The organism is Chryseobacterium sp. SIMBA_029, assembly GCF_046535275.1.
In the GTDB taxonomy this organism is placed as follows: domain Bacteria; phylum Bacteroidota; class Bacteroidia; order Flavobacteriales; family Weeksellaceae; genus Chryseobacterium.
In genome coordinates this window covers 321,287-347,348 of sequence record NZ_JAWRXA010000005.1, presented here as the reverse complement: position 1 = coordinate 347,348, position 26,062 = coordinate 321,287, and the positions used below count along the sequence as shown (strand labels likewise).

Genomic DNA, 26,062 nt, shown 5'->3' with positions numbered 1-26,062 from the left:
TATTAATGGGCGTACCCAGTGAAAAAGCTGATCGCCATAATCACCAAAACAATGGAAGAAATGACTACATATACGTAGTCTTTTTCTTTTAAATAGCCTATCAGAGCAAAGACAATCCTCATTAAAGGTGTGAAGATCAATAATAAAATCCCCAGCTGAATAATAGCCATTCCTTCACCCTTGCATAAAGAGGTCCAGAAATGTGCCCATATTTTTTCGGAAGAGGTCCCAATATCAAGGCTGGTGTATTTTTTAGGCATTTTAAAACCTTCTAAAAAAAGCTTTACAAACCCTATCAGTGAAGTAATAACAGATAAAATAACTCCCAGTCTCAGAAGATTTCCTACAGAGCGGTTCAGGTCCAAATCGGTGAAGTTCTTTCTCATCGGAAACTTTTATTTATACCGTTATACATCATGTAGATAGACAGAATAGTGATCACAATGGCAAAAAATACTTTCAGTTTTTTTGTTTTAGATACCATTAACGTTTTTGATCCAATGAAGCTTCCTACGACAACTCCAATCAATACCGGAGCCACAATCACAGGAATAATCTCACCTCTCTGGAAATAGATCAGGGCACTTGCCACTGCGGTTACACCGATCATAAAGTTACTGGTAGTAGTGGAAACTTTGAATGGCAGTTTCATCATATTATCCATGGCCAATACTTTCAGGGCACCAGAACCGATTCCTAGCAATCCGGACATGGCCCCTGCAAACATCATCATCATAAATCCCGGAACTGTATTTCTTGCAGAATAGCTCTTCAGCACTCCTTTATCAGGAAAAGTTCCGTACAGTTTTAGTTTTTCTTCCAGACTGCCTTTTATCAGAGGTTCCTGATGATCAGGTTTTCCTTTAAGATTTAAAACAACGGTAAGAAGTAAGATGCTTGCGAAGATAATCCCGATGGTATTGGGATTAAGCATTCCTGAAACTAAAGCTCCTATGATAGCACCGGCAGTAGTTCCGATTTCCAGAAACATCCCGATCCTCATATTGGTAAAACCTTCCTTTACGAAAGCTACCGCGGCCCCGGAAGAAGTACCGATTACAGAAATTAGAGACGCTCCGATCGCATAATGCATGGGAACGCCAAAACCAAGTGTTAATAAAGGAATGATGATAACCCCTCCTCCTAAACCCGTAAGCGAACCCAACAGTCCGGCTGAAATAGCTCCGAGGAAGAGAATAATGATTTCTGACATGGTACAAATATAAAACTATTGGCGTTCTCTGCCAAACGTTTAAAAAAGATAAATTTGACGTATTTTTGCATAAACGTAAAACGAATGAAATTATTCTATATCATCCTGGGTGCAACCCCTAAAGGCAGGAATATCGAACAGCATGATGTATTTTTTGGAATTGCAGAAAGCCTGAAATACCTTGTTCCGGATATGAAAGAATTCTGGAAAGAAGCAGATGGAAAAATCCATATCGACTGTTGGCAGGAAGTTCAGTTTGCAGACGGATATGCTGTGGAAATTGTTGAAAAAACAGAACAGAAATTAGAAGATCAGTTGTACTTTCTTAATTTGGGAGGATATAAAAGAGGTTTTTTTGAAGAGTTTCATGAGCAGCATCTGATGGTAGGAACTTCGATGGGAGAAATCATTAAAAGAGCAAAAACTACTGAGTTTTATAAAACAATGGGTTTTGAAGGAGCAGTAAGTCATATTGATGATAAGCATGGAGTAGATATCGATGATATTTTTCCTGTAAACGATATCCTTCCTGAAAAAATGAAAGAAAAATATTCCATTATTTTGAAAAAATCTGATGCGGAACATCAGGAAAACCCAATGGGATTAGGATATCTGAAAATTGATAAAGTCTAAGTAATTGAAAGTAAAATCTAATAAAAAAAGAAAATGAAAATAGGAATTTTAGGAGGCGGACAACTGGGAAGAATGCTGATACAGGAAGCACTGAAGTATGATGATGAGTTTTATACACTGGATCCGGCTTCTGATGCGCCTTGCCATACCATTTCCAACTTTACCCAGGGAAATTTCAATGACTATGAAACGGTATTAAACTTCGGAAAAGATAAAGACGTGGTAACTATAGAAATAGAACATGTTAATGCTGATGCTTTAGCCGAACTTGAAAAACAAGGTGTAAAAGTTGTTCCCAATGCAGGGATTATCAAAACCATCCAGCAGAAGATTCTTCAAAAAGAATTCTATAAAACTCATGATATTCCAAGTCCTGAATTCCAGGTGGTTTGGAATAGTGATGAAAAAATCATGATGCCTCTGCCTTTTGTTCAGAAAATGAATACAGGCGGTTATGATGGCAAAGGTGTGCAGGTGATTACAACAGAAGATGATTATCAACATCTATGGAAGGAAGCTTCGGTTATTGAAAGCCTTGTAGATATTGATAAAGAACTTTCTGTGATCGTTGCCAAAAATGAAGCTGGAGAAACTAATATTTTTCCGGTGACAGAAATGGTTGCCGATCCAAAACTTAATCTGCTTGACTTTAATGTGTGCCCGGTTCTACTTACCGAAAATGTTCAGCAACAGATTGATGCAATTACAGAAAAGTTCTTAAACGTAGTTAATTCTCCTGGTCTTTTTGCCATTGAGCTGTTCTTAGATAAGATGGGTAAAGTCTGGGTGAATGAAACAGCACCAAGGCTACATAACTCAGGACATCAAAGTCAGGAAGGGAATACCAATTCACAGTTTGAGCAAATGTACCGTGTGGTAAAGAATCTGCCTTTAGCGGATACAGATGCGATAACGTATAGCGGAATGCTGAATTTAGTAGGAGCAGAAGGGTATGCCGGAAAAGTAATCTATGAAGGGATGGAAAAGGTACTGAAGCTTCCTGAAACATACATTCATTTATACGGAAAAACAGAAACCAAACCCGGAAGAAAGATGGGCCATATCAATGTGCTTGCAGATTCAAGAGAAGAATTGATGGAAAAGCTGGTAAAAGTAAAATCAATGGTAAGAGTGATTGCTTAATCGCTTACCAATACCATAAAAAAGAGCTGTAATGATGTGTTACAGCTCTTTTCTGTATAATGCTTTTAAGAATATTAATATGATGTCATTCCGACGGAGGAGGAATCTCGTTCATCGATTAGATTCTTCATTTCAGTTTCAAATTTCCTGACATTGTTAAAAAAGAACACTTTATCCTATTTATATATTTTGGGAAAATCGATACTCCAGTTTTTTTCTTTCGAATTCCATACCAAGTAAGGGCCGTCGAAAGAATCAAGATAGACTAATTCATAGTTGCCGTTGTTGTCGGTTTTGTAATCTGGTTGTGTTCCCAATTCTACTTTTTTGAAACCCAATTGATCCAGAGTTTTCCAGTCGTTATTCTCAGGAAGTTTTTTATTGATTTTCCGGTAGGTTTCAATATGTTGAATCAGTCCATTTCCGAATTGAATATCTGAACTTCTGGTCACCGTAATAGGAAGATTCCAATAAATGGTGAAACTGATAACGATCAGTAACAGGAGTGATGATATAATGATTATTGTCTTTTTCATAAATTAATGTTCTGATTTATTTTTTTTAAGAAGGTCTAAAATAGCTCCAAGTTTCTCATAATCATCACCCATTCCAAAATTTTTGGTATCTGCATTTGTTCCGATAATTCGATATTGGTGACAGTTGAAACATATTTTTGCGATTCCAATGACTTTGTTCTTTTTCTTAAAAACTAAGATATCCCTGAAAAATGGAATACATCCCATGATATATCCATCAGTTATATTTTTTTCAATAAATATTGTATTGATTTTATCAAATTCAGTACTGGGAATTTCTTTTTTTGAAAATCCTGCTGCGGTTAGATAGTTTAAAAAATCAAGATCCTGTAGGGTAGTGGGAGTTTCGTCTATAAGAACGTCGTATTTATATTGATCAGCTTTTGAATGATTCCTGTTATCATCCAGTTCCTTTATTTTTTCTTCTTCAATATCAATGCTGTAATAATCTATCTGATCATAATCAAAGAAAATTTTCCCATATTTGGGTTTTTCTATTTTCTTTTTTTCTGAAATTTCTTTACCTCTTCCATCCTGAATCTGATTTTTATGGCAGCCATAAAAAATAAATAAAGCCATGACAGGAAGTATATATTTTGTATTCATAATAATGTTGTATAGAACTTAAAATTTTAAATAATATTTTACTCTATTTGCAGTAGTAAGGAATCTTCCATGTAAGCAAGTAGATGTTATTTCAACAGATCCTTTTCATCTGCTTTTTCAAAAATTTTATGATCTTCATTCCATACAAATGCTTTGTAATACACTCTTTCGTCCTCGGGAGACTCTTTACAGACGCCTGAAATAAATAATCTGCTTTGTGGCTTGAATAACGCTCTGTCTTCAGCAAACAAACAGGAATTTTCTTCTCCCAGAGGAAGGTCATAGATTTTCCCGTCACGAACATCCATGATAAATCCTGCAATGCAGCTTGCCCCACAGCCAAAGATGACACTGATATAATAACTGGCAAAATCTATACGATTTGAAGCATATGCTTCTGTAATTCTTGTTTTAAAATATTTTGCACTTTCATTGCTTGAAAAATCCAGCGTTGCCCTTTTAGTCAATGTAACATCATCTGCCGGGAATTTTTTGAAATTCACAGGATAAAGATCGGTTGTTTCTTCTTCTTTTTTTTCAGTATACTGAACCTCTTCTTTACCGCTGGCAGAATCTATCTTTTTTTCTGCAACGGCAGTTTTCACCGTATCATTTTGTATGGGTACATCAACATTTTTAGGAGTGGGCGCTTTTTCTTTTTTACATGAAAATACAATAATACCAAACAAAAGTAAGATTACAATTCTGATACTCATGGTATGAATTTTTTAATTCGAATAATATTTAACTGTAGTTTTTACATTACAAAACTATAATCCCCAGTTTAGCAGTAACATCTAACATCTAACATCTGAAATCTATCGTCCGTCATCTATTTAAAAACCTTCTGGATGATCTTCCCGATTTCCATAAAATCTCCATGATTGCCCACTGCACGAATTTCAGGACTGTTTTTATCATATTCTGAGAACGGAAAAATTAAAAGATAATTATTGCTGTTTAAATTTCTATTCAACAATTCCGGGATCAGCCTCATCCTTGGGATGTACGACTGCATGCCGCGTTTGGCCATGAAGAGAATTAATGCTTCATCTTCTTTCAGCTGGGCTGCAGTTTTCTCACCATCGCTCCATGTACTCATAATGATGAATTCAGCTTCTATGTTTGCCTTTTTAATGATCTTCTGAAGGATGTCCAGAATGTTTTCCGGGGCATAAAAAACCAATGTGGCACCTGAGTTTCTTGCAATATTCCATACTCTTAGCAGTGCATGGAAAAATCCGGCTTCCTTATGGGCATTTTCAGGCAGCATTACCGCATATTTTTTTATGGTAGACACGGGCTGAGCAGCATGATACACCAATATGTTGACATCATCATTCTGAAGATAGCCGTTATACAGGTTGTATACAAAAGATTGAGAAAAGCCTTTTTCATTTTCAATTCCGATGATGAGGTCAGTAATTTTCTGCTCTTTGATAACATTATTAACCCCGTTGATCACATCGTTGTCATATCTTTTAAGAGGCTGTAACTTAACATCTGCCGCTGCTGCCGCATCTGCTGCCAGGTGAAGCAGTTTTTCTGCATTCTTTACGGAAGATTCATTTTTATCTTCATTAATGACATTCAGGGCAAAGAAATTTTCTGTATTAGAATGGGCCTTTATCAGAATTCCCAGATTGATCATCCTGTCCACCGTTTCTTCGTGGTTGATGGCCAATAGGATATTTTCTTCTTCATGACTGTTTCCGGAAACGGTATCTTCATTGTCGCTGTCTGCAATCTTTTGGGCGCTGGCCATTGAAATAAACGACGAAATCGTACATGAAACAAGGATCAGCAGAATACTGCCGTTCAGGACATGTTCATTTAATAATCTTACCGGTTCTCCTGTTTCAGTTTCAGAAAGAATGATATTATAACCGACCATGACGGAGGCTAGGGTAGCGGCTGCCGAAGCAGAGCTTAATCCAAAAATAAGCTTTCCTTCCTCTTTAGAAAGTCTGAATGTTTTTTGAGTGGCAACTGCCGATAAATATTTCCCCCCAATCGAAGCTACGAGCATGATACCAGCCACTTCCAATGTTTCCCAGCTTTCAAAAAAGACCTTAAAATCAATCAGCATTCCTACACTGATCAGGAAGAACGGAATAAAAATAGCATTTCCCACAAATTCTACCCTGTTCATCAGCGATGAGGTGTGCGGAATCAGTCTGTTCAGCGCTAATCCTGCGAAAAATGCCCCAATAATAGCTTCAACTCCTGCGAGTTCTGCCAGCATCGCAGCAAGATAGATCATCACCAGTACAAAAATGTACTGTGAGATTTTATCATCCACTTTTTTGAAAAACCATCGTCCTATAATGGGAAATACAATCAGCACAATTAAGGCAAAAACAACAAACGAAACCGAAAGTTTAACCCAGAATTCTGTACCCACATCTCCTTGTGACATTCCCACGATGACAGCAAGCACCAATAGTGCGAGAATATCCGTAATCATGGTGCCTCCAACGGTAATATTAACGGCCTTGTTTTTTGCAATTCCCAATTTGCTCACTAATGGATAGGCAATCAAGGTATGGGAAGAAAAAAGACTGGCAAAAAGGATAGAGGTAAGCATTGAAAAATGCAGCAGATAGTATCCTCCCAGATATCCCAGAACAAAAGGCACGGTAAAAGTGTAAATTCCGAAAGTAAGGCTTTTCCATTTATTCTTTTTAAAGTCTCCCATATCAATTTCCAGGCCTGCCAGAAACATGATGTAAAGCAGCCCAGTAGTTCCAGTTACTACAATACTGCTGTCTCTCGAGAGAACATTAAAACCATTCGGACCTATGACGGCACCGGCAATAATAAGACCCAATAAATGCGGAACTTTAATCTTATTCAGTAAAAGAGGGGCTGCAAGAATGATAATCAGTACCAATAAAAATTTCAGTACCGGATCTTCTATGGGAAAAGTCAGGTTATGTATACTCAGTAAAATCATAAGTGTTTATTTGGTGGGACGTACTAATTCAACAGAGAATTTTGCGGTACAACCATTATCGGTCATGATCGTTCTCGTACCCTTGATCTTGTTGGCGGAAATTTCATTGAGAAGAACGTTCATCTCGACATTTTTCTTGGCTGTAGAATCAGTTTTGAAATTAAGTCTGATCTCATTATTCTCAAACTTGCCGGAGTAGAGTCTTACCAGATTATTATTGTTGATGATTTTCGTTGTCAGGTGGGTAGAATCACTGTCGAACTCCCAAAGATCCGTACGCTGATCGCCGATGACATAATCGCTGCAGTTGGATTCCGTACAGATTACTTTACCCGTCCACGGACCGGAAACTTCAGTAGGCCAGAGTGTAATGGTCACAGAATCTTTTTTTGCAAAAATACTGTCCTTCATTTTTAATAAAGAGCGGTATTCAGATTCTTTATTGGCAAATAATTTTTCTTTTTCGAGCAATTGTTTCTCTCTTTCTATCAGGCTTTTTTCCTTTTCTTTGTAATCACAGCTTATTAAAAGGAAAGACACCGTAAAAAGGATAAAAAATGTATTTTTTAGCATATTGTAGATGTTGGCGTAAACAATATAGGAAAAAAAAGGGAGATGGGAAAATAGCTGTATACAGGAAAAGTACTTTAAACAATGGAAATCACGACATATAAAACAGGAATTTGTTTTCCTTTATTTTTCATTACCTATCACTCAATTTTCTGTCTTTTAAACATTTCAGGTTTATAATTGATGATAAAAACCCCACAGATAATTAAAACGGCAGCCATGATAAATTTTACAGAGATTTTTTCATCCATAATCAGCCAGCCTAAAAATATAGCGATAATCGTATTAAAATAAGCAAGGATAGAAACCTGCACCGGAGAAATCTTGGTTAATGCGTAATGAAAAGCAAAAAAAGCCGCTACAGAACCGAAAACAGCCAGATACAGCATAGCACAAATACTTTTCAGCGTCCAGCTTTCAAAATGATAGCTTTCTGAAAAGATAAAAGCAAAAATAATCTGAATGATTCCCGCGAATAAGAACTGGTAAAATAAATTCAGGGAGATATTTCCGCTTTGGATATTTAATTTTTTGGTGAAGATAGTTCCTGAAGCCCATCCGGTAATGGCACAGAATAAAAAGATAATTCCCATTCTGTAATCGGGATTAGCTAAATCCTGCAGTCCGTCCCAAAAAATAAAAAGAATACCACTGAAACACATCAAAACTCCGGTTAAAGCTTTAAAGCTGAATTTCTGCAAGCCAATCGCTACGCTTCCCAGAAACACCAAAATAGGAGAGGAAGCACTGATGAGTGAAGCGACACTGCTTGATACACTTTCCTCAGCTACCGTAGTCATTCCATTGGCGACAATGAGCATTAATGTGGAAAAAACAATCTGATATCCAAGATTTTTCCAGCCAATCCATTTGAATTCTTTTCGTGACAACAGTACGATAAGCATAATGATGGAGGCTAAAAACTGCCGTATTCCTGCTACAAACCATGCAGGAATCGTTTCCACCGCAACACGGATTGCCAGAAAGGTTGTTCCCCAAACGAGAGCAACGGTAATCACCGCAAAAATAAGTTTGTAATCTTTCAAAATATAGGATGAAGTAACTGGCAAATATATTTATTCTGAAATGATCGGGATGGATACAGTTTGATTAATTTGGATGGAAACAGAAGGAACTTTGTGAATGGTTAATGGTGAATTTTGGTTCACAAGTGAATGGATTGGGATTATAAATTGATAATGAAATGAATTCACTATGGACAATTCACCCTTTTACAATGTTAAAATTCTTTATCTTTGAACATCTAATAAAAATTGAAGATGGTAGGAATTATTATGGGCAGCCAGAGCGATCTGCCGATCATGGAACAGGCAGCTAATTTTCTGAAAAGTATGGATATTCCGTATGAATTAACCGTAGTTTCGGCCCACAGAACACCGGAAAGAATGTTCGACTATGCCAAGACGGCACAGCAAAGAGGTCTGAAAGTAATTGTTGCAGGAGCAGGTGGCGCTGCACACCTTCCAGGAATGGTGGCAAGCTGTACAACATTGCCTGTGATCGGAGTTCCGATTTTGTCAAGTAATTCTATTGACGGTTGGGATTCGGTATTATCTATTCTTCAAATGCCCGGAGGTATTCCGGTAGCTACAGTAGCTTTAAACGGAGCGTTGAATGCGGGAATCCTGGCAGCTAAAATTTTAGGAAGCGGAAACCCTGAAGTCGCAGAAAAACTTCAGAAATATCAGGATACCTTAAAAGATAAAGTATTGGGAACTGTGGATGCTATCAAAGCACAACATCCTAATCAATATGATAACTAATTACAAAATAAAGCCCCGCTATTTCAGTGGGGCTATATTTTTATTTACTTTTTTATCAATTTCAACGTATGAATTTTATCTTTGGTAATAATCTGTAAGAAATAATTCCCGGGAGTTAACCTCTCTACGTTAATCATATCTTTTGTCAAAGAATCTTTAGCTATCATTCTGCCCGATGCATCCAGAATTATATAGCTTTTGACATCTGTGATGTTTTTGATATATATAAAATGCTCTGCCGGATTGGGAAATATAGTAGGAGCATTGGCAGAAGATACATCAGAAACTCCAAGCATCCTGCATTCTCCGATATTATCACCAATGAAGGTCCATCCTTTGCTGATCAGGATATTTCTCCACATAGAAATATCAAGGGAATATACATAGGGGGAGAGTGGTCCCAGCATAAGGTTGTTAGGTGTTTCCTGATTCTGTGCCCATCCCTTCAGCGTTTGGCTGTAGTTGTTACAATCCAGTCCGCTCTGGGAAATCATCCATAGTGGTGACGTTAAAGATTTCAGGTTCCACGTTTCCAAAGATTGGTTAAAACTTGATGCATTCGAAAATAAAGACATCATATTGGTTACTTTTTGCGTATCCCAGGTATTCAAGGGCTGGTTGAAACTGGTAGCACTGTCGAAAGACGTATCCATATTGGTGACATTGCTTACATCCCAGGTTTCCAGAGGCTGGTTGAAGGCTGCGTCTCCGTGAAATATATGCTCCATATTAACAACATTGGAAGTGTTCCATGTACTGAGCGGCTGGTTAAAAGTGGGGATATAATGAAATATATAGGATATGTCTATTGCATTGGAAACATCCCATTGGTCTACAGGCTGGTTGAAGGAATCGCACGAAGCAAACATGAATGAAAAGTTTTTCACATTCGATACATTCCAGCTATTCAGGTTTTGGTTGAATGATTTTCTGCTGTTAAACATAAAACTTAGATTTTCTGCAGACGAAGTATTCCATGAGCCGATAGGAGGATTGAAGAAATCCGGCGGGACAGTAAAATTGTTTGCTCCATATGCGAACATGGATCTGAAGTTTTTAACCGCAGAGGTATTCCAGAAGGCCATTGAAGAGTTTCCATAGAATTTCATAGCATTGTGGAACATATAAGAAGTATCCAGAACACCGGAGAGATCAGGAATATCCGTTGCGCTCATCTGCAAATTTTTACACTCAACAAATGCAGCATTCATGGAGTCCCAATGGATATCTCCCCATTGTTCAATATCAAGTATTTTTTCTGCACTTCCATATAAAGTCCACGACAATACGACCCCGGAAAGAACTACATTATTTGGAATTCCGAATTTCAGGTGCCTGAAACTTCCATTCCCATTGCTTACTTTCAGTCTGTAGGTTGCTGCTGTAGGAGTGAGATTCAATGGTGTTCCGAAATCAATAAGGATTTGTAGAGTAGAGGTCACATTCTGCATAATACCGGAATGTTGCGGATATCCTACTTCCTCCCAAGCAATGGTGTAATTTTCTCCTACACCGGGAAACCATATTTGGCTAGTGTTTGTTTGTGTAGGCGCATTAACGGGTGGTGAAGTATTACCAGGTTTCCATATAGTAATAAACTCATTCTGTGCTTTTACAGACTGAAATAGCAATCCGAAAAGAATGAGTATTGAAAGTTTTTGGAACATGTTGGTTTTTTTAGTTTTTGTATTTAGTGTTTCGTTCTTTACTTTTTATTCTTCTTTCTCTGCTTCTAGTGTTTGATAAATTTTAAAGACTGTATTTTATCTTTGGAGATGATCTGCAAAATATAATTTCCGGGAGCTAATGCTTGTATATTGATGATATCTTTTGTCAGGCTGTCTTTGGCTATCACTCTGCCAGATGCATCCACAATCACATAGCTTTTTACAGCAGGAACATTTTTGATATAAATAAGATCATGTGCAGGATTGGGATAAATGGCCGCAGTAAATGATGGGTTGCTTTCAGAAACCCTCAACAAGCTGCATTCTCCGATATTGTCGCCGCTGAGTGACCATCCTTTCGCAATCAGTATATTCCGCCATGAAGAAACGTCGGGAGAATAGAGAAACGGAGCAAGCGGCCCCAATAAAATATTATTAGGCGTTTCAGAATTCTCTGCCCATCCTTTCAATGTTTTGCTGTAGTTGGTACAGTCCAGCCCGGTGTGGTAAATCATCAGCAGCGAAGTGGTGAGAGCTTTTATATTCCAGGTTGCAAGGGATTGGTTAAAGCTTGATGCATCTGAAAATAAAGATAACATATTGGTTACTTTGCGGGTATCCCAGCTGTCCAGAGGCTGATTAAAACTCGCAGCATTGGAGAAAGAAGTATCCATATTGGTGACATTACTTACATTCCAAGTATTGAGAGGCTGGTTGAAAGCCGTAAGACCGTGGAATATGTGCTCCATGTTAATGACACTTGAAGTATTCCATGCATCCAGAGGCTGATTAAAACCAGCAATGAAATGAAACATATAAGAAATATCTTTCACCTTAGAAACATCCCATTGATCCATGGGCTGGTTATACGAATCGCAGGCCGCAAACATATATGACATATTGGTTACATTGGAAACATTCCAGCTGTTGATATTCTGGTTGAAAGCTTTTCTTTCATTGAACATATAACTCATATTTTCAGCAGAAGAAGTATCCCATGAGCCGATAGGAGGGTTGAAAAAATCAGGCTGTGTGCTGACATTGCTTGTTGAAAATCCAAACATTGATTTGAAATTTTTAACAGCAGAAGTATTCCAGGAAGCCATAGAAGAATTTCCGGAAAATTGATAAGCATTATGGAACATGTAGGAAGCATCGGTAACAACTGAGAGATCAGGGGCATCTGTTGCCGTCAGCTGCATATTTTTACACTCAGCGAATGCTGCATTCATAGAGGCCCAATGAATATTTCCCCACTGTTCAATAGCGGTAAGTTTTTCTGTACTGCCAAATAACGTCCATGTCATTACAACTCCGTTGGCCATGATCAGATTAGGGATTCCAAATTGTATCTGTCTGAATATTCCATTTCCATTACTTACTTTCACCCTGTAAGTTGCTGCTGCGGGATTAGGATGCCATGGGGCTCCGAAATCAATCAGAACCTGCAGGGTAGAGGTGATATTTTGAATACTACCGGAATGCTGCGGATAACCCACTTCTTCCCAGTCAATCGTATAATTTTCGCCGATACCGGGAAACCATATTTGAGTATTGGTTGTAGCTGAAGGAGCACTCACAGGTGGTGATGTATTACCGGGCTTCCAAATGGTAATAAATTCTCCCTGTGCACTTACAGATTGAAATAAAAATCCAAAAAGAATAAGGATTGAAAGTTTTCGAAACATATTAGTTTTGTTTGGGTTATTGTTTTTAATGCTTATTTTTTAATGAATTTAAAAGATTGAATATTTTCTTTTGAAATGACTTGCAGTATATAATTTCCCGGAGTTAAATATTCTACGTTAACAGCATCTTTTGTAAAGACATCTTTGGCTACCATTCTGCCGGAAGCATCAATGATCACATAACTTTTCTTAGAAGGTATATTGTTGATGTAAATATAATCCTGAGCAGGATTGGGAGAGATGGAAGCTTGATTTTTCATACTGCTTTCAGAAACTCCCAGCATACGGCATTCTCCTATCACATCATTAGTAAAGGTCCAGCCTTTATTAATCAGAATATTTCTTTTATCACTTACATCTGCAGAATACATCAGAGGAACCAGAGGTCCTAAATTGATATTTGAGGCTGTATTAGGATTTTGTGCCCAGCCTGAAATAGTTTTGCTGTAATTCTCACAGTTTAATCCGGAATTGGTTAAAGAAACCATGGCATTAGTTAAGGCAGGAAGATTCCAGGAACCTAAATTCTGATTAAAACTCGTAGCTCCTGTAAACATGGAATTAATATCAGTTACTTTTGTAGTATCCCAGGAAGAAAGCGACTGGTTGAAGGCCACACATCCATGAAACATATGCGAGATATTGGTTGCATTGGAAATTTTCCAACTGTTGATTGGCTGGTTAAAATTCGGGTTAGTATGAAACAGGAAAGTCATGTTTTGTACCTTTGTAGTATTCCAGTTATCCAGAGGCTGATTAAACATATTGGTTTCTGCAAACATATAACTGAGGTCGGATACATTTGAAATATTCCAGCTGTTCAGATTTTGATTGAACTGTCTTCTTCCGTAAAACATATAGCTCATATCTTCAGCAGATGAGGTATTCCAGGATCCGATAGGTGCATTAAAAGTATCGAGTAGTGGCTGCCCTCCATAATGTCCAAAAATATGCTTGAAATTTTTGATGGATGAAGTATTCCAGTTGGCCATTGATGGACTTCCATGAAATTCAGAAATATTGTGAAACATATACGATGCATCATTTACATTGGAGAGGTTGGGAGAATCTGTTGCCGTAAGCTGTAAAGACAGGCAGCCTGAAAATGCGGCATGCATAGAATTCCATTGAATATTTCCCCATTGTCGGATTTCAAGAATTTTATCAGGACTTCCATTATATTCCCAGGAAGTTATTGTCGTTCCACCAGGTATGGTATTTCCTGTTGCAAAACGGACCTGCCTGAATATGCCGTTTCCGTTACTTGCTTTCACGATGTAGGTGGTATTGGCCGGGTCTGGATTGAGTGCATTTCCGAAATTGATCAATACCTGTTTTGTGGAGGTTACATTCGTTAATATACCGTTATGCTGAGGGTAGTTGGCCTCTTCCCAAATTATGGTGTAGTTCTCACCGATTCCTGGAAACCAGATTTCATTGGAGCCTGCCTGCGAAGGAGCATTTACTGTAATTGGAGTGGATGTTAGGTAAGGTTTCCACAGGGTGATAAACTCATTTTGGGCTTTAATTTGGAGTAAAAAATTAATAAAGAAAAGGTTAGTAGTTTTTTAATCATAAATCAATATTTTGGGAAATAAATATAGATAAATAAATAAAATTATGCAAATAATAATGAATTGTATGGTAAAACCTTGTTTTTATTAATATTTTATTGAATTTATAAAGATGAACTGAACGAAATGATACTGTGGTTTTAAGGGGGAAGAAAGAATCTGCATAAAAAAACTCTCCAAATTTGGAGAGTCTTGTATTATTCCTGCATCATATTATCCCTTGTATTTTTTTGGACGGCAATAGCTCCAAAAAGTGCTAACAAGAACGCAAATGCATAAAAACCTTTTTCACTGGGAAGGATGGTTGCATTCCAAAGTCCGATCGCTAATAATACGATGGAAGAAAGGGTAGCAAACCAGCAGATCCCATAATAAATATCGGTTACCTGAATATTTTCCAATTTATCACGGACTGCTTTCTGTAAAGAAACAACAGCAAATAAGCCGTACAGCAGAATGGTAAAATAATATCCTTTTTCGTTAAGCAGCATTTCAGCTCTTACAAGACCGACAATAAAACCGATCATTCCTGCGCCCAACGCTACCCAGGATGCTGCGATGAACGCGTTCGATACTCTTTGTTTTTTCATTAATTAAATGTTTTTGTTAAAGGGCCAAATATATCGATTTTTTATATAACTGAACCTAGGGAAAATACGGTAATACAATTCCCATCCTTTGGAGGGGTGGCGAAAATTCAGAATGAATTTTTGACGGGGTGGTTAAAAAAGTAAATGCTAAATGGTGAATGGTCAATTTGCGTTACTTGTCAATTTTTTAATTGATTGGTTGACTAGTCCTGAAAATAAAAAACTCTCCAAAAGTTGGAGAGTTTCTATATTTTGAGATCCTTCGACAAGCTCAGGATACCTTTTTTAGTATCTGTAGTACTCAGGCTTGAATGGCCCTTTTACGTCAACACCGATGTATTCAGCTTGCTGAGGAGAAAGAATCTCCAATTCTACGCTTAATTTTTTAAGGTGTAAAGCGGCTACTTTTTCATCTAAATGTTTTGGTAGCATATATACTTCGTTTCCGTATGCTGCAGAATTAGTCCATAATTCGATCTGTGCCAACGTCTGGTTAGAGAAAGAGTTAGACATTACAAAACTTGGGTGTCCTGTTGCGCAACCTAAGTTTACCAATCTTCCTTCTGCAAGGATGATTACTTCTTTACCTTCAATGGTATAGATGTCTACCTGCGGCTTCACTTCAGATTTTGTAGAACCGTAGTTTTTGTTTAACCATGCCATATCGATTTCGTTGTCGAAGTGACCGATGTTACAAACTACCGCTTTATCTTTCATTTTAAGGAAATGTTCTCCTCTTACGATATTAAAGTTACCGGTTGTTGTGATGATGATATCTGCGTTATCCACCACAGTATCCAGTCTTTTTACTTCGTAACCGTCCATTGCAGCCTGAAGCGCACAAATAGGATCAATTTCAGTAACAGTAACGATAGAACCCGCTCCTCTGAAAGAAGCAGCAGTACCTTTACCTACGTCTCCGTATCCGCAAACTACCACTCTTTTTCCAGCCAACATTAAGTCTGTCGCTCTTCTTACAGCATCTACTGCAGATTCCTTACATCCGTATTTGTTGTCGAATTTAGATTTAGTTACTGAATCATTAACGTTGATTGCAGGCATTACCAAAGTTCCGTTCTTCATTCTTTCGTACAATCTGTGTACTCCGGTAGTTGTTTCTTCAGAAAGCCCTTTAATATCCTTAGTGAATTCAGGGTATTTGTCAAAAACCATGTTGGTTAAATCTCCACCGTCATCAAGGATCATATTCAATGGTTTTCTGTCTTCACCAAAGAATAAAGTCTGCTCAATACACCAATCGAATTCTTCTTCGTTTAAACCTTTCCAGGCATAAACAGGAATTCCTGCAGCAGCAATAGCAGCCGCAGCATGATCTTGTGTAGAGAAAATATTACAAGAAGACCAGGTAACTTCAGCACCCAGCGCTACCAATGTTTCGATAAGCACAGCCGTTTGGATCGTCATGTGAAGACATCCGGCAATTCTTGCTCCTTTTAAAGGCTGAGATGGACCATATTCTTCACGAATAGACATCAAACCAGGCATTTCTGCCTCAGCAAGAGTAATTTCTTTTCTTCCCCATTCTGCCAGGGAAATATCCTTAACTTTATAAGGAACATATTGCGTTGTAGTACTCATATGTGATGAATCAATTTAAATTCGGTTGATAATAAGCTACAAAATTACAATTAATAATTAAGATATAAAAACGGTACCTCAAGTTCTGTTGATGAGATTATACAGGGTGTTTTGTTATTTTTATTTAATCTAAATAATGTATTTTTGTCTTCATAAATAATATACGATGAATCATACAAATACCCAGGACGAAGCTCAGAAAAAAGCAAAACCTATTGCACCTAAAGTGAAAGAACTGATCGCCAATACCAAAAGTATCATTCTGGCTACGTTGGATGCAGAAGGAAATCCCAATTCCAGTTATGCTCCTTTTGTACAGGTAGAAAACACATTCTATATTCTGGTATCTTTTATGGCAAGACACACCAAGAATCTGGCTGAAGGAAGAAAAACTTCCATAATGTTTATTGAAGATGAATCTGCTACAAAACAAATTTACGCCCGTGAACGTTTAACGATCGAAGCAACAACTTCCCAGATTGAAAGAGATTCTGAAACGTGGAATACAGTAGTTACTCATTTAAAAGAGACCCATGGAAAAGTAGTGGATGTGATTGCGGAAATGAAGGATTTTATCTTGATTGCTTTGCAGCCGACCAAAGGTTCGTATGTCAACGGATTTGGAAGTGCCTATTTTGTAGATGAAAATTTAGAGATTATGGAACATAGAAATGATGTGAATCATCAGTCGAAATAAATGAAAGAATCTGCCTCATAACCGAGGCAGATTCTTTCATTTTATCTTATTCTTTTGTCAGGATAATATGATTCAGCATTGCCTCTGCCTGGCCTTGGTAAAACTAATCTTTATTCGTTCATCGAATTTTTGAACAAGATTATTAAGAAGCTTTTTTTTGAATCTATTTTTTATTTGCTATCTGGTCATATTTTGTCTTAAGTACCTTTCCGGCCGAAATCCACTCTTCATTGTTAAACTTTTCAATTTCAAGAATATTTTTTTCTGCCTCATCTTTATTCTCTTCTGTGTAGTTGGCTTTTGCCAGAATATAATACGCATAGGATTTATTTTCATTTGAAATTTTAGAAATATCCAGCTTTTTAATGACCTTATCCCCGGAATCAGTAAGGGCAAGGTTAAATAATTTTCCCAATTCTGAAATTTCCTTGTAGTTTGTGTTGGATGTACTTTTTATGCATTTATCAAAAAAGTTATTACTGTTTTTTAGAAACTGTTTTCTTGCTGCATTTTTAGATTTTTGTAAAAGTACCTGATACGATGTTGCTACATTCAAAAACTCTTCATCTGTGGGTTTCTTTTTGTCCTTGAAATTTAGTTTTTCATATAAATCTCCTGAACTTTCAGGAAATCCGGCAAACTCGGCATTGGAGTCTTCAGAGTTATCAAAGCCTGTAGTTTCATATATCACGCCTCCATTAAAATCAACAAGCTTTAGATTAGGTAGTTTCCTTATACTATAATATTGTGCAAGGTCTGTGTTATGATCAACATCGATGGATACAAAAATAAATTTATCCAATGTGGGTTTATATTTTGTATTATGAAAAAATTCTCTATCCATCTTTTTACAGGGCTCACACCATGATGCATTAAAATCGATTAAAATAAATTTATTGGAAGTTTTTGCAACAGCCTTTGCATCATCTAATGAGTTTACCCAAATTTGAGAATATCCGAACTGGGAAATAAATAGTAAAAATAAAAATTTCATTTTCATCGTGCTTTAGAATAAATTTTTGATCAATAATATAAAATGGCTGTTTCATTTTTTAGAAAAAACCTTTTATTTTATTGTTTTGTCAGGATTATAGTATTCGGTAATGATTGTGGAACATCTTTATTATGTTTATAACTTTTACTGTTTCGTGAAAATTAGGTCTTTAGTGTCTGGAAGATATACCGTTCTGTCAGGATTTCCCGGGCAATTTTGCTCCGTGATGACCATTGACTGTGCTCTGTATATCCAGAAAATTTGGGTATCATTTATTTTCTTCAAGTAAATATCTCCCCATCCAACGCCACAATTAGTACCAGAATAATACAAAATTATTGTATTTTTTGCTGGCCGGGTTCTATAACTGTAAATATATATATATTTGGATTAGAGATATTCTGAGTATCCTGTAGAATTTGATTTGATCGGTTTTTAACAATATATTTTATGACTAAGGCATCCTGGTAAAATTGCTTATCAACTACATTTGTAGGTCTATTATCTTCTTTTGTAATAAATAATGTAATTTCGTTTCCCTGATCATAAGCCTTATACGTTCCAACATAAGGAGGGAGCTCATTATTCAGGTCTTTTACATATCCTCCCTGCGGTATATCTTCCATAAAAGTATTTAATGGATAAGTCTGTTGTGCTTTACAGGAAATAACGCTTATAAAAGTCAAAAGGAAAATGAGTGTTAGATTTAGTATTTTCATCATAGTAATGTATTAGCTTTAAATATATAGAGCTAAAATTATAATTCGGTTACTATTAAAAGCAGGCTAAAATAGACCTGCTTTTAATTACGATATTATTCATTTTTATCTATAACATTCCAATATCTCTTCATTAGCGATAAACCAATATATCCTTTACGATTTTATTTCCATAAAAAGACCTTTCTTCATTGGTGAAATAAAATCCATTTTTTTGTTCATAATATTTGGTCTGATCTCTTGGGATGGGGTCTTGCCATTCTATTAGTAAAGTAACTGTATGACGAAAACTTAGTTCTTTTTCAGCAAATTTAAACCTAGTATCTGCTGATATTATTTTCTTTCTTCCCATTGAAGCAGACCATGCTGTTTTGGGCTGTATCTGTGTCATATCATTTAGCAGTATAGACAAGGGCTTGTTTATATAATTTGCTTTATTTACTTCAAATTGTTTTAGGTAATTCAAAGTATCTAACTGAGCATACATTATACTAAAGCTCAACAGCAGTATTAATACTGAGATTTTATTATTCATCACCTGTTTTTAAATAAGAATTGCCTATTTCATTAGCGAGAAACCAATATATCTTTTACAATTTTATTTCCGTAAAAGGATCTTTCTTCATTGGTAAAATAAAAACCATTTTTTTGTTCATAATATTTAGTCTGATCTCTGGGGATGGGATCTTGCCATTCTATTAATAAAGTAATAGTATTATGAAAACTTAGTTCTTTTTCACAAAAATTAAACCTTGTATCTGTAGATATCGTTTTTTTTCTTCCCATTGAAAAGGACCAAGCAGTTTTAGGCTGTATCTGTGTCATATCATTTAGTAGTTTAGAAAGAGGCTGTCCTGTATAATTTGCCTTGTTAGCTTCAAATTGTTTCAGATAATTAAGTGTATCTAATTGAGCATATATGGTACTAAAGCTCAGTAACAGTATTAATGTTAATATTTTATTTTTCATAGTGTACTTAATTTAAATTACAGTCAGTTGTTTGGTTATAAATGTTAATAGGGATGAAAGTTCCTGCTACATTCGCATTAATTGTGGTTTCATTTACAAATATAGAATTAAAATTTCCTGAAGCATCTTTTTGACTTAAAGTAGCCCCTGTATCATATTTATTCAAAATTAATGCAGTAGCATAAGCTAAAGCATCATCTTCTGATAATCCTTGGCTTAGAAATTGTCCCATTACATTTTTAAAAACATTATACATTGGAGAACTTTTCTTCCATCCCGATGTTGCCATATCCAGATGATCTCCTGCAGAATAAGAAGCAACAAAAGCAGCATATTTAGAAGGATCAGTTATTGTTAAAGCATATGCGACCCCACCATCTGCAAATACAAATAAAGTTTTGAAGTTTTCATTGATAACATTAGCACCCTGAAGCGAGTAGATATCTCCTGTAGAGAAGCAGTTAAATAAATCTGTTGTGTGGGTATGTGCGCCTCCTTCTATAGTCAGCGTACTGCTGGTTATTGAAATCCCTGCTTGGTTTCCCGCAGTTGAGGTTTTTACAGGAGTGGTGTCATAATTCCCATCTGCATCTTTTCCAAATGAAAAAGATTTTTCATTAGTATCAGTATTGAGAGTAGCTGTCAATTGTGTTTCGGCAGAAGCTATTTTTGTGTCATTTAATAATTTTTTTGTCTTTAAATTATTTGCGATTGCCTTTTCGCAAGGTGTCTCCTCCGGCGGATCAGGATAATCCCATCCACCATCACCACCGCCACCAATAAATGGATCACCTAGAGGGTCTAAAGTCTTCGGGGGTGTCCCGCCACCGCTTTCTTTCCATTCGCAGACCATGCTTGAATAGCTTACCGGTTCACAATCTGTAGCACCATTGAGGCAGCCTATTATAATGGTTCTGGTAGAGCATACATATTTTGCTTTGGCTTCAGTTTCGCCGATATCCTCTCTGTAGCCGATTATTTTAGAATACATAACGTGCTGGAAGAAAGTCAGAAGATCTTCATCTCTTTTTTCATAGAAGTATACTTTGCTTCCTATCCTTACAGCTTCCATCATAAGTGTTACCTTGTTATCTTTTACTATAGGAACAAGAAGATACTTTTCGCCAAACTGCCCGAAAGACATGGCATAGTTCCAAGACAATTCACCGTATGTAGTACTGAATCGTTCCAGGTTGGCATGCTTCAGGAAAACTTCCTGTACTTTTCCAATGTATAGCTCATCTTCTTTCCATAAGCTTTTGGAAGCATATTTGGCGGAGCTAAGGTTGGTGGACGATCCGGCAGGATTTTCCTCCTGAAGGAGATCCTCACTTCGGCATGACCACAATAGGGCCATAAAGACTGTCAGTAAGAGCAGCCTGAGAATAATTTTTTTTCTCATTGATCAGTTGTGTTTTTAAACAGTTAAATATAATCAAATTTTCGTTATCACCACGAGGTGATATTTTACAAAGCTCAAATCGTATTTCTCATGAGCTCCGGAAATTTGTGGGTAAATGTAAAGATTAGTTTTAATTCCCAACATAGGGGAAAACCCGGTATTTTAGATAATCATATTACGGGAAATTTTACAAGGAACGGTTACATACTTTCAAAGTACCGAATACCCAATCAGGATAATTATCTTTTCACTATTTTTACTGAATAAATTAGTCCATGCCTCTTTATCGCGATTTTTCAGATGACAATGCCACGATCCTCGTATGGAAATACGATGAAACCGAAGATTTAGATATTCATACCCTTTTAGAGCCTGAAAATGCTGAAAAAGTAAAAGATTATCATCCCAAAAAACTATTGGAAGTACTGATGGTACGTAAGCTTTTAAAAAGCCTGAAACCCGATTCGAAAATTTTATACAAAGAAAGAGAGCCGTTCCTTTCTCCTATGGATGCAGAAATCTCCATTACCCATTCCTTTCCCTTTGCGGCTATTGCCGTTTCAAAAAATAAAATAGGGATTGATGTTGAAAAATTTAATCCCAAGATATTAAGAGTCATTGATAAATTCACCTATGAAAATGAGAGGGGTTTTATTCCGGAAGATAAAGCAGATACTTTTTATACTATTATATGGAGTGTAAAAGAGAGTATGTACAAGATTCACCATTCAAAATACTGGTCACTGAAGAAAAATTATGAAGTAAAGCCTTTTGAGTTAAAACATCTTCATAAAATAAGCTGCAGAGTATATGATGAGCAGTTTTCCGATGAATTGAAGGCAAGGGTCGAATTTTTCGACGACTATTGCTTTACGATTGTGGAGGAGTAGCCGTTTCAGTTTTGTATTTTTCGATTACTTTTCTCTGCTCTTTGGCCACGTCATAGATCAGTTCCAGGATATCATGAATGTTTTTCAGTTCCGTGAGATGGGAAATTTTATCAGGATCTCTGCGGTCTACGATTTCATTTTCTTCAATTTCATTTCTCCTTTTCATCATCAGATCATCAATCGAGGAATCTTCCGGTTCAATGCGGCTTTCCATTTTTAAGGTTTCGCTCATTTTCTCGCCGTTGAGGAGGGCAGAGGTTTGCTGCATTTCCGCTTCAATTTTTCTGCTCCAGCTTTCGGCATCGATTTCCGGATACTGTTCATTGTTCTTTGAATACTGCGAAAGAGAAGCCGTATAAGCTGTAATCAAATGGGAAGTAGCCACAAACTGATGAACCACCTCCAGCTTTTTCTGCTGATTTTTCGGATCAGAGATCATCCTTTGGAAATTATCGGAAAGGTTCGCGAGAGAAATAATCGCATTTTTACGCTTCACTTTATAATCTTCAAGATCAAAATCCTCAGTAAGGAATTTGGAGATCACACTCTGAAAATAGATGAGGTTGCTTGCCGCAGATTTTTTCATTAAATCCAGATTCTGGGTGTGTTCCCAAACCGGAAGGACAATATAGGAAACCAGGAATGCAATAATTCCTGCAATCACAGTATCCAGAATTCTGTCTTTAAAAATCACATCAATCTTTCCTGGGCTCAGGAAATTAAAACTCATAAAGACATAGATCGTCATAAATAAAACAGCCCAGAAGTATCTGCCTTTCAGAAGACTGAAACAAAGGATCATGCTGAGTAGGAGCGTTACAAATAATACTGCATTGAAGTGTACAAAATGCAGTATTACATAGGCAATGGTAGCTCCGGCGATTGTTCCGTACAAACGAAGCAGGTTCCGCTGCTTGGTAATAGAGTAGGCGGGCTTCAAAATTGCAACGGTGGTAATCAAAATCCAGTACGTATGACCAATGGCAAAGAACTGGAATAATGAAAAAAGATACCCCAATAATAAGGCTATGGTAATTCTTAAAGCATGGCGGAAATGGGAGGAAGAAAGAGAAATGTTATTTCTCAATACTTTAAAATTAAGTTTTTCCTCATTAGGCATGAATTTTTTCAAATCCAATCCTGTAGATAAACTTTTTGCCAGCTTTACGTTTTGTGAAAATACTTTATAGATCTCATTGATCTCTTTGGTAATTTCATTGATACGCATTAAGATCTGTCGCAGGATCATAAAGTTCTCCAGATTATCAGGAGTCAGCTGCTTACTTCTCAGTTCGAAATAATCAGCATTCAGATTCTTCTGTTCAAGCTCAAGATTAAACATGGGTTTTGCCCGGGTTCCGATCTGAAGCGAGATCCCGATATTGGTAATTTCTTCTGAAAGTAAATTCAGATAATCATGAATTTTTACCAAAATCGTACTGTCTTCAAAACTCTGCTGCAGTTTCTGGTAATCACTTTCCGAGGTCATCAGCTTCTCGTGCAAGTCCATTGAATTCAAAAACATCAACATCAGCAATCTGCTGGTTGTCGTAGATTCATTCACGATGGTTCTTGTTTTGAAAACCGTTTCTCTGGTTTCTTCCTGAAGATTTTTTATACCTACCTGCTTGGCGATAACCTGAATCGTCAGCTTATCGAAGTCCGGATTTTTTTGATAATAATTAGCTTTGATTTTTAAAAATTCAGCTAACTGAAGGTAGTTTTCTCCAATCATCTGGCTGGCCAGCTTATAAGGCTGAATAGTCGTCACAATAAGGAATATCAGCAAAAACCAAATACAGCCCGAAGCAAAAATCAGTAAACTTTTGAAAATATTACTTCCGGTGAGATGCCCGTCGATGAAAATCGCCAAAACAACAAGTGATAAAGATCCTACAGCAGCCAACCTTTGTCCGTAAACTCCTATCAGTGAAAAGAACATTCCGAAGACAATAATTTCCATCAGGACAAGAATCTTGATGGTCATGACCAAACTGGCAATGAGAGCTACCACCACAAAACAGAAGATAGCAAATGTCAGTGCATTTCTTCTTCGGATAAAAGGTCCCGGCTGGTCGGTAAGAGCGACAAAGCTGGTACCGAGAGGAAATAGGAAATATTCCTTTAAAATTCCAAAGTGGGCGAGAACCAAACACGGCAGAACGGTAGCCAGTGTAATTCTGATAGCAGAATACACATACTGGCTGGTAACAAATTTTTTGAGCTCCGCAGAATAGTTCATCTTACAAAAATAACCATTGAGAACAAAAAAGCCCCATAAAAAGGAGACTTTTATAAACTTAAATATTATATTTTTTTAATACACGGCGGCTGTTGATTGGGAAGGTTGTTTTTATGACAGATTGGGTATGGAAAGTTGTACTATTTGCCTGTGGAATGTGAATGGTGAATTTTGCTTCGAAAGTAAATAGTGAATTTGGAAGTTGTGTTTGTGACGAATTAAGTAAGAAGGGTTGTACTATTTGCCGTTGGAATGTAAATGGTGAATTTTACTTCGAAAGTGAATAGTGAGTTTGGGATGTTGTGTTTATGACGAATTAAGCAAATTACCATGCACAAAAAAAGCCTCATGAAAATGAGGCTTTTGATTTAAAGTATAGATATTTTAATAATCTACATTAGAAGTTTCATCTCCGATGTTCCAGGTTAAACCGAAACGAAGGGTGTTATCTAAAGCAGTATTAATTTTGGACATATTAATAAGGTAAGAAATATCAAGTCCGAAAGAACGGTATTTCAAACCAATACCTGCAGTTGCAAACTGTCTTGCCCCTTGTTCTTCACTTTCGTGGAAATAACCGGTTCTTACTGCAAAAGCATTGTCATAAGAATATTCCAAAGCACCACTATACATGATACTGTTTGGATTTTTGAATGATTTTGTAATCCCCTGGATTGGTCCTACATTCGGTACCTTATAAATAGGCTGTCTTGTATTAGGATCCATTCCAACAAATTCTGAACCAGGTACTAAGATTTTAGAACCTTCAACCGACAATCCGATTTTGTTCATATCATCTAAATACATATCATATCCAATACCCAATCTAGCCATGGTAGGTAGATAAGATCTGGATTCTTCATTTCCTGTGTAATCTAATTTAGGACCTAAGTTCTGAATAGCAAGACCTGCGTTTACTTTACCGTCATACCCTCCAAAGCTTGAGAATTTTGGAGAAGAGTAGTATCCTGATACATCTACTGCAAATGAATTCGCAGGTTTAAGCGTCGTATCTGTGTTGAAACCACCGGCCAAATCCGAACGAATGAATCTACCGGTTACCGCCATGGAGTAAGAATCAGAAAGCTTCAGGGCATAAGCAACGTCAATAGAGAATTCGTTTGGTTTAGATGTACCCATTGAAGTTACTTCCGAACCTACCAACTGGGTCAGGTCTACCTGTCCCATATTGAAATAATAGATACTCGCAGAGATCGTAGATCTTTCATCCTGACCTAAGAACTTATGGAATGCTGCATACATTAAATATGTATCACTGGTAAGCTTACTCATATAAGGAGTAAAACTTAAACCGACAGAAGAACTTGTTTTGCTAAAAGGGTATTTCGCCGCGTTCCAGAATTGTGAAAATGCATCAGGAGAGCTTACCACCCCTTGATCCCCCATACCTCCAGATCTGGCATCTGGTGCGATTCTAAGGAAGGGAGCTCCGGTCAATACTGGATTTATTTTACTTAAGTCTTGCGAAAAGCCTAAAAAACCAGCACTTAAACCAAATCCTAAAAGCAGCTTAGTAGTTAAATTCATATGTTGTCTTTTATATATTATCAGTTTTTTATTAATATTATT

The 26,062-nt window shown here is 36.8% G+C and carries 25 protein-coding genes; 5 read left to right on the top strand and 20 right to left on the bottom strand.

Annotation, left to right across the window (positions count from 1 at the left end; all coding sequences use genetic code 11):
• Positions 1–2: 2 nt before the first annotated feature.
• Together SB679_RS11490 and SB679_RS11485 are read right to left on the bottom strand one after the other, a co-directional pair.
• Positions 3–386 carry a DUF1634 domain-containing protein gene (locus tag SB679_RS11490; RefSeq protein WP_034710251.1) on the bottom strand — a complete coding sequence of 128 codons (384 nt, stop codon included), beginning with the start codon at positions 384–386 and terminating at the stop codon, positions 3–5.
• Positions 383–1,213, bottom strand: coding sequence for a sulfite exporter TauE/SafE family protein (locus SB679_RS11485; protein WP_034710252.1), 831 nt, complete (start codon positions 1,211–1,213; stop codon positions 383–385). Before SB679_RS11485 ends, SB679_RS11490 begins: the two co-directional genes overlap by 4 nt.
• A gap of 84 nt (positions 1,214–1,297) precedes the next feature.
• On the opposite strand from SB679_RS11485, the gene SB679_RS11480 reads away from it, so the two are divergent.
• Entirely contained in the window at positions 1,298–1,846 is a 549-nt protein-coding gene (locus SB679_RS11480) for a DUF1543 domain-containing protein (RefSeq protein ID WP_410702437.1), read from the top strand.
• 33 nt (positions 1,847–1,879) lie between these two features.
• Entirely contained in the window at positions 1,880–2,989 is a 1,110-nt protein-coding gene (locus SB679_RS11475; RefSeq protein ID WP_317741525.1) for a 5-(carboxyamino)imidazole ribonucleotide synthase, read from the top strand.
• A gap of 176 nt (positions 2,990–3,165) precedes the next feature.
• Here the strand turns inward: SB679_RS11475 and SB679_RS11470 are convergent, their stop codons facing one another.
• The 6 genes from SB679_RS11470 to SB679_RS11445 form a co-directional block, all read right to left on the bottom strand.
• Complete coding sequence (locus SB679_RS11470) at positions 3,166–3,525, bottom strand: hypothetical protein (protein WP_410702436.1); 360 nt, start codon at positions 3,523–3,525, stop codon at positions 3,166–3,168.
• A 3-nt stretch (positions 3,526–3,528) separates the two neighbouring features.
• Positions 3,529–4,131: a hypothetical protein gene (locus tag SB679_RS11465; protein ID WP_410702434.1), complete on the bottom strand. Its 603-nt coding sequence runs from the start codon at positions 4,129–4,131 to the stop codon at positions 3,529–3,531.
• Between the two features lie 86 nt (positions 4,132–4,217).
• Complete coding sequence (locus SB679_RS11460) at positions 4,218–4,847, bottom strand: hypothetical protein (protein WP_410702433.1); 630 nt, start codon at positions 4,845–4,847, stop codon at positions 4,218–4,220.
• Positions 4,848–4,963: 116 nt separating this feature from the next.
• Complete coding sequence (locus tag SB679_RS11455; protein ID WP_410702432.1) at positions 4,964–7,087, bottom strand: cation:proton antiporter; 2,124 nt, start codon at positions 7,085–7,087, stop codon at positions 4,964–4,966.
• 6 nt (positions 7,088–7,093) lie between these two features.
• Positions 7,094–7,660: a hypothetical protein gene (locus tag SB679_RS11450; RefSeq protein ID WP_410702431.1), complete on the bottom strand. Its 567-nt coding sequence runs from the start codon at positions 7,658–7,660 to the stop codon at positions 7,094–7,096.
• Between the two features lie 137 nt (positions 7,661–7,797).
• A complete protein-coding gene (locus SB679_RS11445; RefSeq protein ID WP_410702504.1) occupies positions 7,798–8,703 on the bottom strand; it encodes a DMT family transporter in 906 nt (301 codons plus the stop codon).
• Positions 8,704–8,937: 234 nt separating this feature from the next.
• Here SB679_RS11445 and purE point away from each other — a divergent pair, with 234 nt between their 5' ends.
• Positions 8,938–9,441 (top strand): 5-(carboxyamino)imidazole ribonucleotide mutase, encoded by a 504-nt coding sequence (purE, locus tag SB679_RS11440; RefSeq protein WP_410702430.1) that lies wholly within the window; start codon positions 8,938–8,940, stop codon positions 9,439–9,441.
• 44 nt (positions 9,442–9,485) lie between these two features.
• On the opposite strand, the gene SB679_RS11435 is transcribed toward purE, so the two are convergent.
• The 5 genes from SB679_RS11435 to ahcY form a co-directional block, all read right to left on the bottom strand.
• Positions 9,486–11,108, bottom strand: coding sequence for a BspA family leucine-rich repeat surface protein (locus SB679_RS11435; protein ID WP_410702429.1), 1,623 nt, complete (start codon positions 11,106–11,108; stop codon positions 9,486–9,488).
• A 65-nt stretch (positions 11,109–11,173) separates the two neighbouring features.
• Positions 11,174–12,796 carry a BspA family leucine-rich repeat surface protein gene (locus SB679_RS11430; protein WP_410702428.1) on the bottom strand — a complete coding sequence of 541 codons (1,623 nt, stop codon included), beginning with the start codon at positions 12,794–12,796 and terminating at the stop codon, positions 11,174–11,176.
• Positions 12,797–12,828: 32 nt separating this feature from the next.
• Positions 12,829–14,124, bottom strand: a complete 1,296-nt coding sequence (locus SB679_RS11425; protein WP_410702427.1) for a BspA family leucine-rich repeat surface protein — start codon at positions 14,122–14,124, stop codon at positions 12,829–12,831.
• A gap of 443 nt (positions 14,125–14,567) precedes the next feature.
• Positions 14,568–14,960: an inner membrane protein YiaA gene (gene yiaA, locus SB679_RS11420; protein ID WP_410702425.1), complete on the bottom strand. Its 393-nt coding sequence runs from the start codon at positions 14,958–14,960 to the stop codon at positions 14,568–14,570.
• 285 nt (positions 14,961–15,245) lie between these two features.
• Positions 15,246–16,559 carry an adenosylhomocysteinase gene (gene ahcY / locus SB679_RS11415; RefSeq protein ID WP_410702424.1) on the bottom strand — a complete coding sequence of 438 codons (1,314 nt, stop codon included), beginning with the start codon at positions 16,557–16,559 and terminating at the stop codon, positions 15,246–15,248.
• A gap of 166 nt (positions 16,560–16,725) precedes the next feature.
• Here ahcY and SB679_RS11410 point away from each other — a divergent pair, with 166 nt between their 5' ends.
• Positions 16,726–17,256, top strand: a complete 531-nt coding sequence (locus SB679_RS11410) for a pyridoxamine 5'-phosphate oxidase family protein (RefSeq protein WP_410702423.1) — start codon at positions 16,726–16,728, stop codon at positions 17,254–17,256.
• 163 nt (positions 17,257–17,419) lie between these two features.
• Here SB679_RS11410 and SB679_RS11405 read toward each other — a convergent pair whose 3' ends face one another.
• The 5 genes from SB679_RS11405 to SB679_RS11385 all read right to left on the bottom strand — a co-directional run bounded on the left by SB679_RS11405 (position 17,420) and on the right by SB679_RS11385 (position 21,340).
• On the bottom strand, positions 17,420–18,250 hold the full coding sequence (locus SB679_RS11405) for a thioredoxin family protein (protein ID WP_410702422.1): 831 nt from the start codon (positions 18,248–18,250) through the stop codon (positions 17,420–17,422).
• A 335-nt stretch (positions 18,251–18,585) separates the two neighbouring features.
• Positions 18,586–18,972 (bottom strand): DUF6705 family protein, encoded by a 387-nt coding sequence (locus tag SB679_RS11400; protein WP_410702421.1) that lies wholly within the window; start codon positions 18,970–18,972, stop codon positions 18,586–18,588.
• Between the two features lie 130 nt (positions 18,973–19,102).
• Positions 19,103–19,504: a hypothetical protein gene (locus SB679_RS11395; RefSeq protein ID WP_410702420.1), complete on the bottom strand. Its 402-nt coding sequence runs from the start codon at positions 19,502–19,504 to the stop codon at positions 19,103–19,105.
• 32 nt (positions 19,505–19,536) lie between these two features.
• Entirely contained in the window at positions 19,537–19,938 is a 402-nt protein-coding gene (locus tag SB679_RS11390; RefSeq protein WP_410702419.1) for a hypothetical protein, read from the bottom strand.
• A 7-nt stretch (positions 19,939–19,945) separates the two neighbouring features.
• Positions 19,946–21,340: a hypothetical protein gene (locus SB679_RS11385; RefSeq protein WP_410702418.1), complete on the bottom strand. Its 1,395-nt coding sequence runs from the start codon at positions 21,338–21,340 to the stop codon at positions 19,946–19,948.
• A gap of 275 nt (positions 21,341–21,615) precedes the next feature.
• Between SB679_RS11385 and SB679_RS11380 the strand changes: the two genes are divergently transcribed.
• The gene (locus tag SB679_RS11380; protein WP_410702417.1) at positions 21,616–22,230 is read left to right on the top strand and encodes a 4'-phosphopantetheinyl transferase superfamily protein; all 615 of its coding nucleotides are present in this window, start codon (positions 21,616–21,618) and stop codon (positions 22,228–22,230) included.
• On the opposite strand, the gene SB679_RS11375 is transcribed toward SB679_RS11380, so the two are convergent.
• Entirely contained in the window at positions 22,211–24,472 is a 2,262-nt protein-coding gene (locus SB679_RS11375; protein WP_410702416.1) for an FUSC family membrane protein, read from the bottom strand. The genes SB679_RS11380 and SB679_RS11375 overlap by 20 nt on opposite strands.
• 384 nt (positions 24,473–24,856) lie before the next feature.
• On the bottom strand, positions 24,857–26,020 hold the full coding sequence (gene porV / locus SB679_RS11370) for a type IX secretion system outer membrane channel protein PorV (RefSeq protein ID WP_034710266.1): 1,164 nt from the start codon (positions 26,018–26,020) through the stop codon (positions 24,857–24,859).
• Positions 26,021–26,062: the final 42 nt, after the last annotated feature.

What these genes read in the sequence shown, in the direction of transcription:
- SB679_RS11405 (WP_410702422.1), bottom strand. Translation starts at nt 18,250, where the DNA reads ATGAAATTTTTATTTTTACTATTTATTTCCCAGTTCGGATATTCTCAA.
- SB679_RS11410 (WP_410702423.1), top strand. Translation starts at nt 16,726, where the DNA reads ATGAATCATACAAATACCCAGGACGAAGCTCAGAAAAAAGCAAAACCT.
- SB679_RS11475 (WP_317741525.1), top strand. Translation starts at nt 1,880, where the DNA reads ATGAAAATAGGAATTTTAGGAGGCGGACAACTGGGAAGAATGCTGATA.
- SB679_RS11455 (WP_410702432.1), bottom strand. Translation starts at nt 7,087, where the DNA reads ATGATTTTACTGAGTATACATAACCTGACTTTTCCCATAGAAGATCCG.
- SB679_RS11465 (WP_410702434.1), bottom strand. Translation starts at nt 4,131, where the DNA reads ATGAATACAAAATATATACTTCCTGTCATGGCTTTATTTATTTTTTAT.
- SB679_RS11400 (WP_410702421.1), bottom strand. Translation starts at nt 18,972, where the DNA reads ATGATGAAAATACTAAATCTAACACTCATTTTCCTTTTGACTTTTATA.
- SB679_RS11470 (WP_410702436.1), bottom strand. Translation starts at nt 3,525, where the DNA reads ATGAAAAAGACAATAATCATTATATCATCACTCCTGTTACTGATCGTT.
- SB679_RS11450 (WP_410702431.1), bottom strand. Translation starts at nt 7,660, where the DNA reads ATGCTAAAAAATACATTTTTTATCCTTTTTACGGTGTCTTTCCTTTTA.
- porV (WP_034710266.1), bottom strand. Translation starts at nt 26,020, where the DNA reads ATGAATTTAACTACTAAGCTGCTTTTAGGATTTGGTTTAAGTGCTGGT.
- purE (WP_410702430.1), top strand. Translation starts at nt 8,938, where the DNA reads ATGGTAGGAATTATTATGGGCAGCCAGAGCGATCTGCCGATCATGGAA.
- SB679_RS11490 (WP_034710251.1), bottom strand. Translation starts at nt 386, where the DNA reads ATGAGAAAGAACTTCACCGATTTGGACCTGAACCGCTCTGTAGGAAAT.
- SB679_RS11390 (WP_410702419.1), bottom strand. Translation starts at nt 19,938, where the DNA reads ATGAAAAATAAAATATTAACATTAATACTGTTACTGAGCTTTAGTACC.
- SB679_RS11460 (WP_410702433.1), bottom strand. Translation starts at nt 4,847, where the DNA reads ATGAGTATCAGAATTGTAATCTTACTTTTGTTTGGTATTATTGTATTT.
- SB679_RS11430 (WP_410702428.1), bottom strand. Translation starts at nt 12,796, where the DNA reads ATGTTTCGAAAACTTTCAATCCTTATTCTTTTTGGATTTTTATTTCAA.
- SB679_RS11485 (WP_034710252.1), bottom strand. Translation starts at nt 1,213, where the DNA reads ATGTCAGAAATCATTATTCTCTTCCTCGGAGCTATTTCAGCCGGACTG.
- yiaA (WP_410702425.1), bottom strand. Translation starts at nt 14,960, where the DNA reads ATGAAAAAACAAAGAGTATCGAACGCGTTCATCGCAGCATCCTGGGTA.
- SB679_RS11435 (WP_410702429.1), bottom strand. Translation starts at nt 11,108, where the DNA reads ATGTTCCAAAAACTTTCAATACTCATTCTTTTCGGATTGCTATTTCAG.
- SB679_RS11380 (WP_410702417.1), top strand. Translation starts at nt 21,616, where the DNA reads ATGCCTCTTTATCGCGATTTTTCAGATGACAATGCCACGATCCTCGTA.
- SB679_RS11385 (WP_410702418.1), bottom strand. Translation starts at nt 21,340, where the DNA reads ATGAGAAAAAAAATTATTCTCAGGCTGCTCTTACTGACAGTCTTTATG.
- ahcY (WP_410702424.1), bottom strand. Translation starts at nt 16,559, where the DNA reads ATGAGTACTACAACGCAATATGTTCCTTATAAAGTTAAGGATATTTCC.
- SB679_RS11375 (WP_410702416.1), bottom strand. Translation starts at nt 24,472, where the DNA reads ATGAACTATTCTGCGGAGCTCAAAAAATTTGTTACCAGCCAGTATGTG.
- SB679_RS11480 (WP_410702437.1), top strand. Translation starts at nt 1,298, where the DNA reads ATGAAATTATTCTATATCATCCTGGGTGCAACCCCTAAAGGCAGGAAT.
- SB679_RS11395 (WP_410702420.1), bottom strand. Translation starts at nt 19,504, where the DNA reads ATGAATAATAAAATCTCAGTATTAATACTGCTGTTGAGCTTTAGTATA.